The 13,989-nt window shown below is 70.0% G+C and carries 12 protein-coding genes; 7 read left to right on the top strand and 5 right to left on the bottom strand.

All coding sequences use genetic code 11. The features are described from left to right. Positions 1-40 precede the first annotated feature (40 nt). The gene (locus tag NK1_RS29620) at positions 41-2,470 is read left to right on the top strand and encodes a serine/threonine-protein kinase (RefSeq protein ID WP_063014035.1); all 2,430 of its coding nucleotides are present in this window, start codon (positions 41-43) and stop codon (positions 2,468-2,470) included. Positions 2,471-2,476: 6 nt separating this feature from the next. Here the strand turns inward: NK1_RS29620 and NK1_RS29615 are convergent, their stop codons facing one another. Continuing rightward, on the bottom strand, positions 2,477-2,842 hold the full coding sequence (locus NK1_RS29615) for a DUF1707 SHOCT-like domain-containing protein (protein WP_036498834.1): 366 nt from the start codon (positions 2,840-2,842) through the stop codon (positions 2,477-2,479). A 117-nt stretch (positions 2,843-2,959) separates the two neighbouring features. Here NK1_RS29615 and NK1_RS29610 point away from each other — a divergent pair, with 117 nt between their 5' ends. The 5 genes from NK1_RS29610 (at position 2,960) to NK1_RS29590 (ending at position 8,983) form a co-directional block, all read left to right on the top strand. Continuing rightward, positions 2,960-3,694: a MerR family transcriptional regulator gene (locus NK1_RS29610; RefSeq protein ID WP_063014033.1), complete on the top strand. Its 735-nt coding sequence runs from the start codon at positions 2,960-2,962 to the stop codon at positions 3,692-3,694. A gap of 142 nt (positions 3,695-3,836) precedes the next feature. Beyond that, the gene (locus tag NK1_RS29605; RefSeq protein ID WP_063014031.1) at positions 3,837-4,346 is read left to right on the top strand and encodes a hypothetical protein; all 510 of its coding nucleotides are present in this window, start codon (positions 3,837-3,839) and stop codon (positions 4,344-4,346) included. Between the two features lie 122 nt (positions 4,347-4,468). After that, on the top strand, positions 4,469-5,053 hold the full coding sequence (locus tag NK1_RS29600; protein WP_036498827.1) for a dihydrofolate reductase family protein: 585 nt from the start codon (positions 4,469-4,471) through the stop codon (positions 5,051-5,053). Positions 5,054-5,117: 64 nt separating this feature from the next. Further along, the gene (locus NK1_RS29595) at positions 5,118-6,491 is read left to right on the top strand and encodes a LuxR C-terminal-related transcriptional regulator (protein ID WP_063014030.1); all 1,374 of its coding nucleotides are present in this window, start codon (positions 5,118-5,120) and stop codon (positions 6,489-6,491) included. Continuing rightward, positions 6,488-8,983 carry an ATP-binding protein gene (locus tag NK1_RS29590; protein WP_063014028.1) on the top strand — a complete coding sequence of 832 codons (2,496 nt, stop codon included), beginning with the start codon at positions 6,488-6,490 and terminating at the stop codon, positions 8,981-8,983. The genes NK1_RS29595 and NK1_RS29590 overlap by 4 nt, the downstream gene beginning before the upstream one ends. Before the next feature lie 12 nt (positions 8,984-8,995). Here NK1_RS29590 and NK1_RS29585 read toward each other — a convergent pair whose 3' ends face one another. Both NK1_RS29585 and NK1_RS29580 read right to left on the bottom strand, forming a co-directional pair. Continuing rightward, the gene (locus NK1_RS29585; protein ID WP_063014026.1) at positions 8,996-10,069 is read right to left on the bottom strand and encodes an aminotransferase class V-fold PLP-dependent enzyme; all 1,074 of its coding nucleotides are present in this window, start codon (positions 10,067-10,069) and stop codon (positions 8,996-8,998) included. Positions 10,070-10,186: 117 nt separating this feature from the next. Further along, positions 10,187-11,086 (bottom strand): MBL fold metallo-hydrolase, encoded by a 900-nt coding sequence (locus NK1_RS29580; RefSeq protein ID WP_245660929.1) that lies wholly within the window; start codon positions 11,084-11,086, stop codon positions 10,187-10,189. A 152-nt stretch (positions 11,087-11,238) separates the two neighbouring features. Between NK1_RS29580 and NK1_RS29575 the strand changes: the two genes are divergently transcribed. Then, entirely contained in the window at positions 11,239-11,679 is a 441-nt protein-coding gene (locus NK1_RS29575) for a MerR family transcriptional regulator (protein WP_063014022.1), read from the top strand. Here the strand turns inward: NK1_RS29575 and NK1_RS29570 are convergent. Both NK1_RS29570 and NK1_RS29565 read right to left on the bottom strand, forming a co-directional pair. Beyond that, positions 11,673-12,968 (bottom strand): sensor domain-containing diguanylate cyclase, encoded by a 1,296-nt coding sequence (locus NK1_RS29570; RefSeq protein WP_063014020.1) that lies wholly within the window; start codon positions 12,966-12,968, stop codon positions 11,673-11,675. The two genes, NK1_RS29575 and NK1_RS29570, sit on opposite strands and share 7 nt — an antisense overlap. A gap of 31 nt (positions 12,969-12,999) precedes the next feature. Further along, on the bottom strand, positions 13,000-13,803 hold the full coding sequence (locus tag NK1_RS29565; protein ID WP_245660927.1) for an SAM-dependent methyltransferase: 804 nt from the start codon (positions 13,801-13,803) through the stop codon (positions 13,000-13,002). Between the last annotated feature and the right edge of the window lie 186 nt (positions 13,804-13,989).

Here is a 13,989-nt window from a genome sequence, read left to right as displayed (position 1 = left end):
AATGAGGCCCCGGTTCATCAGCGGCCTCGGGAGGTTTCTCATGCCGGAGCGACCCGATACGCCCCTTCCGCATCCGTGGGCGAATCGCCGCATCCGCCGCAGTGAGGTGCGCGGACCGGATGCGCATCCGTGGGCGACGCGGCGCAACGGTGGGGGAGAACCCTCGCAACGACTGCGCCTCGCGGTGGAATCTCCGGGCGAACCGTCCGGGCGGCACCTGCTGGGCGACGCTGTCGGAAATGGCGGTGTGGCAACGGGTTTCGCGTCCGATCCGCCCTCCGGGCCGGTGACCGCGGAAGTCGAGGTCGATACGCTCGGCTCCGAGGCCGGGTCCGGGCGCAGCGCGCGCTCGCGGCCGAGTCCACGCCGGTTGGGCGCCGGCCTGGTGGAGATGCCGCGGGTGGTCTCGGTGGATCCGCGCGCGGCGGTACTGGACGACCCGGAAGTGCCCGAGGAGAAGCGATTCTGCTGGAAATGCAACTCGCCGGTCGGGCGCGCGGGCGACGCGGGGCCCGGGCAGGTGGCGGGGGACTGCGGAAAATGCGGTTCGCCCTACAGCTTCCGGCCGATTCTGCAACCGGGTGAGGTCGTCGCCGGACAGTACGAGGTGCAGGGCTGTCTGGCGCACGGCGGTCTGGGCTGGATCTACCTCGCCGTCGACCGCAATGTCAGCGATCGCTGGGTGGTACTGAAGGGCCTGCAGAATCCGCAGGATTTCGAGGCGCACGTGGTCGCGCTGGCGGAGCGGCAGTTCCTGTCGGAGGTCGCCTATCCCGGCATCGTGAAGATCTACAACTTCGTCAAACACCGCGGCCCGGGCCGTGATGTCGCCGACGGCTACATCGTGATGGAGTACGTCGGCGGTCAGTCGCTCAAGCGCGTACTCGATCAGCGTGCGCCGCAGCGTATTCCGGTGGCCGAGGCGATCGCGTACGTGATGGAGGTGCTGCCGGCACTGGACTACCTGCATTCGTTCGGGTTGTCCTACAACGATCTCAAACCCGACAACATCATGGTCAGCGAGGACGAGGTCAAACTGATCGACCTCGGCGCGGTGGCGGCCATGGAGTCGTTCGGAAGTATCTACGGCACACCGGGTTTCCAGGCGCCCGAGATCACCGAGACCGGGCCCACCGTCGCCTCCGACATCTACACCGTCGGCCGCACCCTGGCGGCACTGGTGATGCAGTTGCCCCGCGACGAGCGCGGCCATCAGCTACCGGAAATGCCGGAGCCGCAGGCACATCCGCTGCTGGTTCGCTATCCGTCGCTGTATCGGCTGCTGTGCCGCGCCACCGATCCCGACCCGGCCCGCCGGTTCCCCTCCACCTATTCGATGTACTGCCAGCTCACCGGCGTGCTCCGGATGGTGCTGGCCACCGACACCGATCGGGAGCATCCCCAGGCATCGGTCGAATTCGGTTCCATGCGTGGCGATTTCGGCATCGAGACCTTGATCGGCCAGACCGACGGCATCGTCGACGGCCGCCACCGGATGCCGACCCTCGATGCGCGCGCGGTGGTGGCCGCCCTGCCGGTTCCGCTGATGGACAGCACCGATCCCAGTGCCGAACTGATGTCGACGCTGTTGCACGGAGATCCGCGGCACGCGCTGGATACGTTGCGGCGCATCCGGGATCGGATCGCCTCCGGCGTCCTCGCGGACACCGGCTCCTTCGAACTCGAGGGCGCCCTCACCGCGGTGCGCGCCCATCTGGATCTGGGGGAGGTGGAGCCGGCGCGAGCCCTGTTGCGGGAGTTGATGATCGACTACGACACCGACTGGCGGCTGACCTGGTACCGCGGTATCGCCGATCTGCTCGACGGCGCCTTCGAGCACGCCTACACCCAGTTCGACACCGCGCACGCCATGCTGCCCGGGGAGATCGCCCCGGCCCTCGCGCTGGCGGCCACCGCCGAACTGGTCCTGCAACACCTCGAACTGCCGGCCGATCCGGATCGCTGGCACCGCGCCGCGGTCGACTTCTACCGCACCGTCTGGCGCACCAATCACGGCGTGGTCAGCGCCGCGTTCGGACTGGCGCGGCGACTGGCCGCCGACGGCGAACTGCTCGACGCCGTCGCGGTCCTGGACCGGGTGCCGGTGACCTCCCGGCACTACGCGCTGGCTCATATGACCGGTGGACTGCTGCTCGTGTCCCGGCCGGTGGCGGAGGTGACCGAGGAGGATCTCGCCGCGGCCGCTCTGCGCTTGGAGGCCCTGCCGGAAGAGCCGCGGGCACTGCAGTTGCAGGTCGTCGTGGTGGGCGCGGCACTGGAATGGCTGCGCGCGGGCGGGCAGCCGCGCCGGTCCGACGCGACCCTGCTCGGCTTCGCACTCACCGAATCCGGTTTGCAGCTGGGGCTCGAGACCTCCCTGCGCGCGCTCGCCCGCACGGCGCCGGGCCGGCTGCATCGCTACCGGCTCGTCGATCTGGCCAATCAGGTGCGTCCGCGCACCCGATGGTGAACCGGCTCAGGCGACTCCGCGCACGCGCCAGAGCACGACGGCCACCGGCGCCGCGGCGATCAGCAACAGCCACAGCCAATTTCCGGCCGCCCACGCCGACACCACCGCGAAGACCGTGATGGCACCGGCCAGAACGGCCAGGGAGGGGAGCGGATTGGCGGGCGCGGGTGCGGCGGGCGGATCGGGGGTCACGACGGGCAGATCGGTGAACAGCGCCGCCAGCTCGACGCGGGTATCGGCCCGGGTGGCCAGTGCGGTGCGCTCGTCGAATTCGGGCAGGGTCAATCTGCCGGCGCCCAATTGCTGTGACAATTCCTGCAGTGCGCGCTCCCGCTCGGCGGCGCTGGGGCGCGCGTCCGCCATATCGTCCATGCACAGCAGAATAGGTCGGCTACGCCCGCGGATCGCAATCGAACCGCCAAAGATGGGAACCGGCATGCCGCCGCACGCTTTCGATCCGCGCATGTTTCGGTGTGGTTTCCTTGATGTATGACGACCCGGACCGAGTACACCATCGACGAGCTCGCGCGTGAGGCGGGGACCACCGTGCGCAGCCTGCGGGTGTACCACGAGCGCGGTGTGCTGCCGCCGCCGCAGGTCAAGGGTCGTACCGGCTTCTACAGCGCCGAACACCTCAACCGGGTGCGGACCATCAGCCGGTTGCTCGACCGCGGCATCAAGCTCAACGGCATCAAGGAACTGCTCAACGCCTGGGACCGTGGTGACGATCTCGGCGACATCCTCGGCGTCGCGGAGCCTGATGTGTCGTCGGGCGCCGAAACGCCCGCCGGTGCGTCGATCGCCGCGACCGATCTGGCGCAGCGGTTACACGAAGTACCCAACGGGCTGGCCCGGGTCGTGGCGCTCGGCCTCTACGAACCGGTCGACGCCAGCACCTACCGCGCCGCCGATCCGGTGCTGCTGCAGGCCGCCGACCGGCTGGCCGCCGCGGGCGTGCCGGAGCCGGAGATCATCGCCGAGTTCGAGCGGCTGGCGACCGAATGCGACCGGATCGCGCGTCGCTTCGCGGACCTGTTCCAGCGCACGGTGTGGGCCGGCTTCCAGGACTCCGCGGGCGCACCCGCGGATGTGGCCGGGCTGGCCGCGAGCTCGGAGGTGATCCGGACCGTCCCGGCGCAGGCGGGCGCCGAATTGATCGGCCGTTTCGTGGCCCGGTACCTCGACCAGGACACCGCGCTGAACGAAGCGCTCGCCGACTCCTGAGCGTTCGTCGCGACAATCTTTCCCCCCCAACCCTGGGAAGTTTTCACGATATAACGTGCCGTTGTTCAACGGTACATTATCGGTGTGGCCGATACTTCCGACCATCAGCGTCGGAAGTGCACGATTGAACGGAGACACACCGATGACCGCAGCGACCTTTGCCCGCACCGCCCGATCCCTGCTGCTGGCCGCGACCGTCGCGGGCGCGGCGGTCGTGGGTCTGTCCGCCGGTCCGGCCGCGGCGCAGGCACCCGGTTCGTACTGTCTGTGGGCCGGCGCCGCCTTCGCCCCCGGGGCCCAGGTGCATGCCGGCGGCTGGGCATTCAGTTGCCGCAGTGACCTTTTCGGCGCCGCCCGATGGAATGCGGACGGTCCGTCCCACCGCGCCGACACCGTGGCCAATCCGGGCGCGCTCGGTAATCCGGCCGGCCGCTTCAGTCCTGGCGCGCGCCAGCCGGGCACCTCCTACAACGACTACTGCGTGGGCGATCAGCTGATCGCGGGAACCGAGGATGTGTACGAGGCGGTTCCGGCCTCGGGCGGTCTCTACTGGCGCGCGGCCGGGCCGATCTCCCAGTGGCGTTTCGAGGGCCAGGGTCCGGCGCCGACCTGGCGCTCGTCGAGTCTGTGCCGCGACGGCGAACTGCTCTGATCCGCAACTCCGGGTATCGGGCGCGACCTACTTAAGTAGGTGCGCCCGAACATTACCGATGCGCGCCGCCCCCACCCGGGGGAACAATCACTCGTCGGCAGGTAACGGCAGATGGGTGAGCGATGGCAGGCGTGACACTGTGGATGCAGATGTCGCTCGACGGATACGCGGAGGGGCCCGACCAGGAAATTCACTGGCCGGTAGTGGACGAAGAGCTGTGTGAGTCCTTCCTGGACGAACTGCGGGCGGCCGAGGTATTCGTGTACGGGCGCAAGACATTCGAGATCATGGCCGCGTTCTGGCCTTATGCCGATGCCGATCCGGCCATCTCGCCGTTCTACGTCGAATTCGCGCGGTGCTGGAAGCGGACGCCGAAACTCGTGTTCTCCCACACGCTGCGTGATCCGGGCTGGAACACCCGAGTGGTCGGTGCCGATCCGATCGCCGAGATCGGCGCGCTGCGGGCGGCCTCCACCGGACCCGTCGTGGTCTTCGGCGGCGCCCAGACCGCCTCGTACTTCCTCGAACACGATCTCGTCGACGAATACCGGCTGTTCGTGCATCCGCTGCTGCTCGGCGGGGGCGTGCCGCTGTTCCCGAAACCACTGGACACGGCGGGACTGCAGCTGGTGGACATCATGACCTTCGACAGTGCGGTCGTGCAGATGCATTATCAGCAGGCCACGCCGGTCGCCCGAATGGGGTAGCCGCAGATCGCGGTATCGAATCCGGACACGCGACGGGGGCGCGGTGGGCTAACTTGTTCCTACTATGTTCCAGCGATCGCGTATCGGTGTACTGCCCGCCACCAGCAGTGAGTTCGTGGGCAGGTCCGCGCAGCGGGAGCGGATAGCGGCGCTGATCGCCCGCGGCGCGCGGCTGATCACCCTGACCGGTCCCGGCGGCATCGGCAAGACCAGGCTGGCCATCGAAACGCTGCGCCGCGATGTCGAACTACCCACGCGCTGGCTGGCGCTGGCGGAACTGGACGCCGAGACGGCGATTGCCGAACTCCGCGATTTCGCGCCCCGGCCGGACGGCGCCCCGCACGTCCTGGTCCTCGACAGCTGCGATCGCCTCGTGACCGCCCTCGCGACCGAGCTCGCGGACCTGCTCGAAGCCGACCCCGCCCTGACCGTCGTCGCCACCAGTCGCGAGCCGATCGGCTGGATCGACGAACAACTCGTTCCGGTGCCGTCGCTCGATCCCGCACAGGCATTGCGGCTGTTGCGCATTCGTATGGAGCTCACCGGCCGCCCCGCGGGCGGTGCGGACGACGATATCCTCCGGCGGATCTGTGCCCATATGAGCCACAATCCGTTCGGCCTGCGGCTCGCCGCGATCAGATTGCGGCACAATCCGCCCACCACCGTCTTGCACGAGGTGAGCGGCGATGCCTACGACCGCCGTCTGCAGTGGTCCGACAGTGCCCGGGTGGGGGTCGAAGCGCGCCACCGCGATATCGGCGCCAACATCGCGTGGTCCACCAGTCGCTGTACGCCGACGGAATCTCTTCTGCTGCAACGCATGTCTGTGTTTCCGGGCGGTTCCGCGGGTGGCGGAGCCGATCGGGAGGCGATCGTGGCGCTCTGCGCCGACGACGCGTTGCCGGCCGCGTCGATCGAATCGGCACTGGATCGGCTGGTGGAACGTTCGCTGGTGATCGTGCGGCTGACGGCCACCTCGGCGCGGTGGTATCTCACCGAATGTGTGCGTCTCGTCGCGCGCGCCGAACTGCATCGGCGTGATCCGGTCGAGGCCAATCGGCTCGCGGCCCGGCATCTGCAGCTGCGCCGGCTCGAGGTGCGCCGCGCCGAGGGGTCGGCGCTGCCGCAGCAGCCGTGTGTCGCCACGGCACAACCGCCGGTGGCCGCGGTGGCGGCGCCGCGGCCCGAATCGGATCGCTGGGAGAGCCTGTCGCGGGCGGAACGTGAGGTGGCGGTGCTGGCGGCCGCGGGCTGGCCCAACAGCGCCATCGCCGTGCGCCGCCACAGTTCGGTGCGCACGGTCGATGCGCAGGTGGCGATGGTCCGGCAGAAGTTACAGATCACCTCTCGCGGCCAGATCGCCCGGCATCTGCCCGCCGAGGCCCGGGAGCGGATGCGATCCGAGGCGCGAGCCCGGCGCGAGACGGCGCGGTCGTGACCACACCGTGGATATCCCAATTCGTCGGCCGGACCGCGGAACTGCGCAGCATTGCCGAACTGCTCGACCCTGGTGGGCCCCGGTTGATCACTCTGCTCGGGCCGGGTGGGATCGGTAAGACGACGCTGGCCACCGAGGCGTTGCGCAGGTCCCAGCGACCCGGTCGCGATCAGGTGTTGTGGGTGCGGCTGGCGCGGCTGGAAACCGGCGCCGATGTCGAGGCGGTCGCCGAGGAGATCGTGCGAACCGTCGCACCGACCGATCCCACCGGCCGCAGCGCCGAGGACTGCCTGCTCGACGCCTTCGCCTCGCTCGGCCCCGCTCGCACCATCCTGGTTCTCGACAACTGTGAACACGTCCTGCATCCGGTGGCGCGGCTGATCGTCGAGTTGCTGAGTGTGAATCCGGACGTCACCGTCGTGGCCACCAGCCGGGAACCGATCGGCTGGACCGACGAGCGGCTGGTGCCGGTGCCGCCACTCACCAACGACCATGCGCTGGAACTGTTCCGGCGGCGCGCGGAACTGACCGGCCGGCCGATCGGCGCGGAGCCCGCCACTCTGGAACTGGCCGCCCGGATCTGCCGGCACGTGGACAACAATCCGCTGTTCATCCGGCTCGCCGCGGCCCGGCTGCGCTACCGTCCGGTCGCCGAGGTGTTGCGCGATCTCACCGGCACCGACTCCGACGCGTGGATGCGCTGGTCGTCGGGCGTGCGGGCCGGCGCCGACGAGCGTCATCGCAACGTCGGCGACGTGATCGCCTGGTCCTACGGGCTGTGCACCGACGCCGAACGCCTGCTGCTGGACCGGATGTCGGTCTTCGCCGCCGGATTCGACCCCGGCGACGAGGAAACCCGCAGCGGCGGAATCGAATACAGCGCGGTGGCGCAGGTCTGCGCCGACGAGGCGTTGCCCGAGCCGGTCATCGCCGCCACGCTGGAGCGACTGGTCGAACGGTCGCTCGTGTCGACCCGCATGACGGCCACCTCGGTGCGCTATTTCCTGCCCGAGAGCGTGCGGACGTTCGCCCGCGCCCGGCTGCAGGAGCGGCCGGACGGTTCGGCCGCACCGTTGGGCGTGCCTGCCCGCCATCGCCGCTATTTCCGCGACAAAGTCGTTGCCGGACAAGCGATGTGGTACGGCCCGGACGAGATGGAGTGGATCGACTGGGTCCGTGCGGCCTGGAACGACGTGCTGCTCGCGGTGGAGACCAGCCTCGCCGATCCGGGCGAGGCCGTGATCGGACTCGAGATCGCCACCGTGGTGATGGCGTTGCGGGTGCCGTTTCTCACCGGCACCAACCGCGCGGTCACCGGGCTCACGGAGCGCGCCCTCGCGGCGATCGGCGACGATCCGGCGTTGTCGTCGCTGCGGATCTCGGCCAAGGCCCTGATCGGCTGGATCGCGGTGTGGCAGGGCCGGTTCGACTACACCTCCCGGCTCCTCGACGAATGTGCCGCCGAATGTCTCACCGATCCGGTGCTGCGCGGGGAGTGGCGCGAGCACACCGCCGACGACATCGGCCTGCCCGCCCAGGTCGAATTCACCTGGGGGCTGGAACTGTTCCTGGTTCGCCTGGACCTGCGCGCGATCGAGGTATTGTCGCGCGCCCGCCGGAAGTTCGCGGCCGTCGGAGATCGCGGCGGCACCCAGCGCAGCGATCTGTTCACCGTGCTCGCGGCCGCCAGCCTGGCGACCCCGGAGGTCGCCGGGCGGGTGGTGCGCCGCCATCTGCACGACGCGGCGAAAACCGATGCGCCGTGGGCCGTGTCCTGGGCCGAGTTCGCGGAACTGGTCGCCACCATCCGTCACGGCGACCCCGCGGACGCCGTGCGCCGGGGCCGGGCGGCGGTGGCCGCGCATCTCGATCGCGGGGATACCTGGACCGCGGGCTGGATCATCCATTTCTGCACCGTCGCGCTGGCCACGATCCTGTCGCGGCGTATCGAATCCGGCGCGCGTCCGGGCGAACTCGCCGCCGCCGCGCGGGAGATCGCCTACCTGCAGGGCGGTACCGCCGCGTTGCATCGTTCGATGGGGATCGCCTCGGACCGGGTGCCGCTGGTGGCGGAGGGATCGCTGGCCGCGCGTACGGCCGCGACCGCGGTGCTGGGCGCCCAGCGCTACGCCGCCGCGGTGCGTCGCGGTGGGCGGATGCGGCCGCAGGACAACGAACTGCAGCGGTATTTCCTCGGACGGCTGGAGATCGTCGAGGACGCCGAGGACGGTCCGGACGACGCCCGGTGGCAGGAACTTTCACCCGCCGAACGCGAGATCGCGATTCTGGTGGCCGCCGGGTGGACCAACAGTGCGGTCGCCGTGCGCCGCGGGACGTCGGTCCGCACGGTCGACGCCCAGGTCGCGACCATTCGCCGCAAACTCGCGGCCGCGGACCGCTCGGCGATCATCCATCGCATTCCGGGCGGATTGCGCGATCGCGTGCGTGCCGAATCACGGCAGCCACCGGGACGCCTGCGCCGAACCTTCTGACCCCCCGGCCGATCAACTTCGACTGTCGCCCAAGGCTTTCAGAGCGCGGTCGACATCGTCGGAGTCGTTGTGGACGTGGAACGACACCCGCAGCGCACCCGCTCGGGCCGTGGTCACCACCGCGGCCTCGGCCAGGACGTCCGCGGCGGCCGCGGCGCCCGGAATCGACACGATCGGCGCTCGTCCGGGAACGGGTGTGAAGCCGAGGTCGTCCAGGCCGGCGCGGAAGCGGTCGGCCAGCGCCAGATCGTGGGCCTGAATCGCCGGAACGGTCAACTCCTCCAGCAGCTCCGCCCCGGCCAGCGCACCCACCACACCGAGCCAATCGGGTGTGGCGTCGAACCGCCGCGCGGTGTCGGCAAGCCGTTGCGGCGCATACATTTCCGCCCAGCGGTCGGCGGCCGCGTACCAGCCCGGCGCCTGCGGGCGGACCCGGTCGGCGATCTCCGGCCGGATCGCCAGCAGCCCGACGCTGCGGGCGCCGAGCAGCCATTTGAAACTCGCGCACACCCAGATGTCGGCATCGGCGAATCGCAGCGGCAACCAGCCCGCGGCCTGCGAGACGTCGAACAGCAGCAGCGCGTCGTGCGCCGTGGTGGCCGCGCGCAACCGCGCCGCGTCGACCGTCCGGCCGTCGGCGGACTGGACGAGACTGCACGCCACCAGCGCGGTGTCCGGCCGTACCTCCTCGGCGAGTCGCTCCAGTTCCACCGTGCGCACCCGCAGATCCCCGCGGTAGCGGAACGGATTGGGCACGGACGCGAAATCGCCTGCGGCGACCAGTACTTCGGAGCCGGGAGCCAGTGCCGCCGCGGCCGGTCCGATGAGGGCGGCGGCCGAATTGCCGATCGCCACATCGGCTGCCGTCGCGCCGTCGAGGAGGCGGGCATAGGCGGCGCGCAGCAGATCCACCCGATCGTCGTAGCGTGAGGGTGCGCGATGTCCGCTCGCCCACCCGTCGAGGACCGCCCGCACCGCGGTGAAGGCGCGGGCCGGCGGAATGCCGTACGAGGCGGTGTCGAGATAGGTGGTGTCGACCGCGAATTCGTGGCCGGCCAGAGCGGGAACATACGCCGAGGAGGTCATGAGGCCATGGTCGCGAGCGAGTGGCCCGCCGGTCCATAGCCAGCCGGGGCTCGCTGGACCGCTCGAAGGTGCCGAATCTCCCGCGAGCGGCCGCAGCGAAGGCCGCACGCCGCGACGTCAGCTGTCGTTCGCCGCGCCCACCTCCTCGGCCCGCAACCGCTGGGCGGCCGCGTGGTCGTGAGTCGGCACCACCGTCACCGTCGTGCGCGCCAGGTGCAGCCGGTGCAGGGTGCGGAAGGTCAGATCGCGATCGTCATCGGCGAAACCGCCCGGGTAGCTTGCCTTCTGGCGGACCTTGTCGATCTGCAGATGATGCCAGGCGGCATCACCGGCGAGCAGTACCCAGCCGCGCCGGGTGTGGGCGAGCACGCCGATACTGCCGGGGGTGTGCCCGGCCAGATCCACCAGCACCACGGACCCGTCACCGAACAGATCGTGGCTCGCGGTGAACGTCAGCACCGGCGGTCCGTCGAGGTCGTATTCGACCACCGGCCGCTCCCGCAGCGCATCGCGAACGCCGCCGACCGGCGCGACCGGACCGGTCGTGATCCACTGCTGCTCGACGCGATGCATGTGCACCGGCAGTCCGGGCAGATCCAGCAGACCGCACACATGGTCCCAATGCGCGTGCGTGGGCAGGGCGAAATCCAGCGGCCGGGGATCGTGCTCACGCAGCGAGTCGACGGTCGCCACGGTGGCGGCCGGTGGCCGCACCGCGACCCGCAGGACTGCGGGGAGCTGCGCGATCGCACGCCGCTCGGCGTCCAGACAGACGCCCGGATCGACCACGAACCGGGCCTGCGGATGTTCGACGACGAAGGCGGTCAGCGCGTTGTCGATCCGGCGCGGGGTGAACGTTCCCTCCACGACCGCCGCCGTCGGCACCGACCGCGGCGCCTGCGGTAGCGCGCGCACCGAGACGGTGCCCCGGGGTTCGGGCAGCCCGGCGTCGGGGATCGAGGCCAGGAAACGCCGATCGAGCCGGCGGGGCAGCATCAGGCCGCGCACGGAACCCACTGCGACAGTGCAGCATTCGAGCACACTCGGGGTCTTCGCCGGATCCGGCATGTCATTCGTCCGTTCTGTGGGTGGGCCGCGAACGACGGGATCGTCGCCACGTGTTGTGGCACGATAAAACTTAAGGTCGACATGAAGTAAAGGGGCCGGCGATGGACGAGGGACTGAAGATCGGCGACGCCGCCGTGGCGGTCGGCGTCGAGGCGCATGTGCTGCGCCATTGGGAATCGGTCGGGCTGCTGCATCCGGCCCGCAGTCCCTCCGGGCATCGCGCCTACGACGAGCAGACGCTCGACCGGGCGCGGCTGATCCGCACCCTGCAGCGCACCGGGTTGTCGCTGCGCCGGATCCGGGAGCTCGGTCTCTCCGGGCGCGACGAGCGGCGCGCCCTGATCACCGACGAGCGGGCCCAGTTGCGCCGCCGTATCGACCTGTTCGAGGCCACCGATCGCTTCCTCGCCCATATCCTCGACTGCCGGCATCCGATCCTCGCCGAATGCCCCGACTGCTCCGGTTTCCTCGCCGCGTACGGCGACGAGCGAGACCGGTACGAACTCGCGGATCGAGCCCACTCGACGCTGTCCGCTCACTGAGGCAGGCGTGACCGGCTGCCGGGGCGCTGCCGCGCACTCTTGTTGCGGTACATCGCGGTGTCGACGGCATGCATGAGATCGTCGACCGCCTCGGGTTGCCGGGTGACCAGCGCGGTTCCGATCGACGCGCCCACCGTGATCGATCCGCCGGCCACCTCCACCGGTTCGCCGAGCGCCGCCAGCAGCCGGGCCGACATGTCGACCAGTCGCGCCTCGTCCTCGCACTGCTCGATCAGCACGATGAACTCGTCGCCGCCGATCCGTGCGGCCAGGCCGTCGGGCTCGGTGGCCGCTCCCAGCCGCTCGGCGACCGTGCGCAGCACGCGATCCCCGATGGTGTGGCCGTAATCGTCGTTGATCTCCTTGAACCCGTCCAGGTCGAGATAGCACAGGCCGATGGGCGGCTCGGCCCGCGTGAGCCGGTCGAAGAACAGCAGCCGGTTGGCGAGCCCGGTCAGGTCGTCATGATGGGCCTCGTACCAGAGCCGGTCGGCCAGCGCCTTGCGTTCGGTGATGTCGACGGCCACCCCGATGAGGAAGCGCGCGTTGCCGCGCGCGTCCCGCACCACCGACATGGACAGGTCGATATCGGAGTGGTGGCCGTCGGGCCGGGTGAGCGAGGTCTCCATCCGGAACCGGTCCAGGACGCCGGTCAGCAACTGCTGGAACTGGGTGTAGGCCTCACCGATGTTGTCCTCGCCGAGCACCGCGGCCACCGACCGGCCGATGATCAGGTCGATCGGCACCCCGAGCATCTCGGCGAAGGCGGCGTTCACGTCGCGGACCCTGCCGGTCTCGGCGTCGATGGTGCCGATTCCCACCGAGGCGCCGGCGAAGATGGCACCGAACCGGGCCTCGGACAGCTGCCGCCGCGCCTGTTCCTCCCGGACCGCGGCCAGGGCGGCGCTCAGCGTGGTCTCCTGCTCGGCCAGGGCGGCGCCGCGCAGTGCCGCGGTGAATCCGGCGGCGAATTCTCCGGCCACGGTGACGGCGCGGTCGCGCACGGTCTCGTAGCCAGGGTCGCCGGGGTTCGGGCAGATTTCGGCGACCATATCGCGGCAGATCACCGCGACCGATCGGCTCACCGCGGCATCGTCGCGATAATTCGCGGCGACCAGCGACGAGGCGGCCAGCCGGGCCGCATCGAGGCCGACGGTGCCGCGCAGTGCGCCGAGCAGTTCCTCACACAGGCCGGTGAGCAGGGCCTCGATCTCGGTTCGCGTCAGCGTCGGCGCGACCACTCCGTCGAGTGCGTCGGCCCACCGCGCCGCCAACTCCTGCGAACCCACCCTGCAACCCCTGCCTATCCCGTGGACGCCGTCACACCTTGTGCCCCACGCCGCCCAAACCGAGCGAGCGTCCCGGCGCTTCGTGCAGGTCACGCTCGGATTCCGGGCGCCACAGCGGTAGTTCGACGATGCCCGGTTCGACCGGTTCCCAGCCGGTGAACATATCGACGATGGATGCGCGGTCGCGAAAACGGATTCCGACGCCGCTGGTCGATTCCTCGTGAATCCGGGCGGCCGCCTCCGGCCGGTGTGCCGAGGACAGATGCGAGATCGCGATATAGCTGCCCGGCGCCACGGCGGCCCGCAACGCGGCGACCTGCTCGCGCGGACGTTCCTCGTCCTGCAGAAGATGCAGCACGGCGACCAGCAGCAGACCGACGGGTCGATCGAAGTCGATCAGGCCGGTCTTACGAGCACGGGTGAGCAGTTCCTCCGGCTTGCGCAGATCCGCCTCGATGGCGCCCGCGCGGTCGTTGCCGCGCAGGATGGTGGCCGAATGGGTGACCGCGACCGGGTCGATGTCGACGTAGAGAACCCGGATCGAGGGATCGATGTCCTGCGCGACCTCATGCACGTTCCCGGCAGTGGGAATACCCGATCCGACGTCGAGGAACTGCCGGATCCCGGAGTCGATCATGAATCGGACCGCTCGGCGCAGGAAAGCGCGGTTGCTCAGCGCCAGCCGCGGCAGATCCGGCACCAGCTTGCGCCCCTCCGCCGCGGCCCACCGGTCCACTTCGAAATTGTGGGAACCTCCGAGCAGCGCGTCGTACATCCGGGCCGGGCTGGGCCGCTGCATATCCACGCCCTCGGGCGCCCACGCTGGCCTGTCCACTCGAATCCCCTCTTGCCGATCGAGAATCGGCCCGCCGGACCACAGGGGCCGGGGCCGATCTTGTCGAAGCCCAACTGTACGCCCACGCCGGGCCGATCGGCGGACACACATCGGCCGCTCAGACCAAATTGATCGAGTCGAGGACGCGGGCGCCGAGCTCGGCATCGCCGGTGATCGCGACGGCGC

This window comes from Nocardia kruczakiae NBRC 101016 (assembly GCF_001612965.1).
Classification (GTDB): domain Bacteria; phylum Actinomycetota; class Actinomycetes; order Mycobacteriales; family Mycobacteriaceae; genus Nocardia; species Nocardia kruczakiae.
Note: the sequence above shows the minus strand (reverse complement) of the source record. Positions and strands in the feature narration are given on the sequence as shown.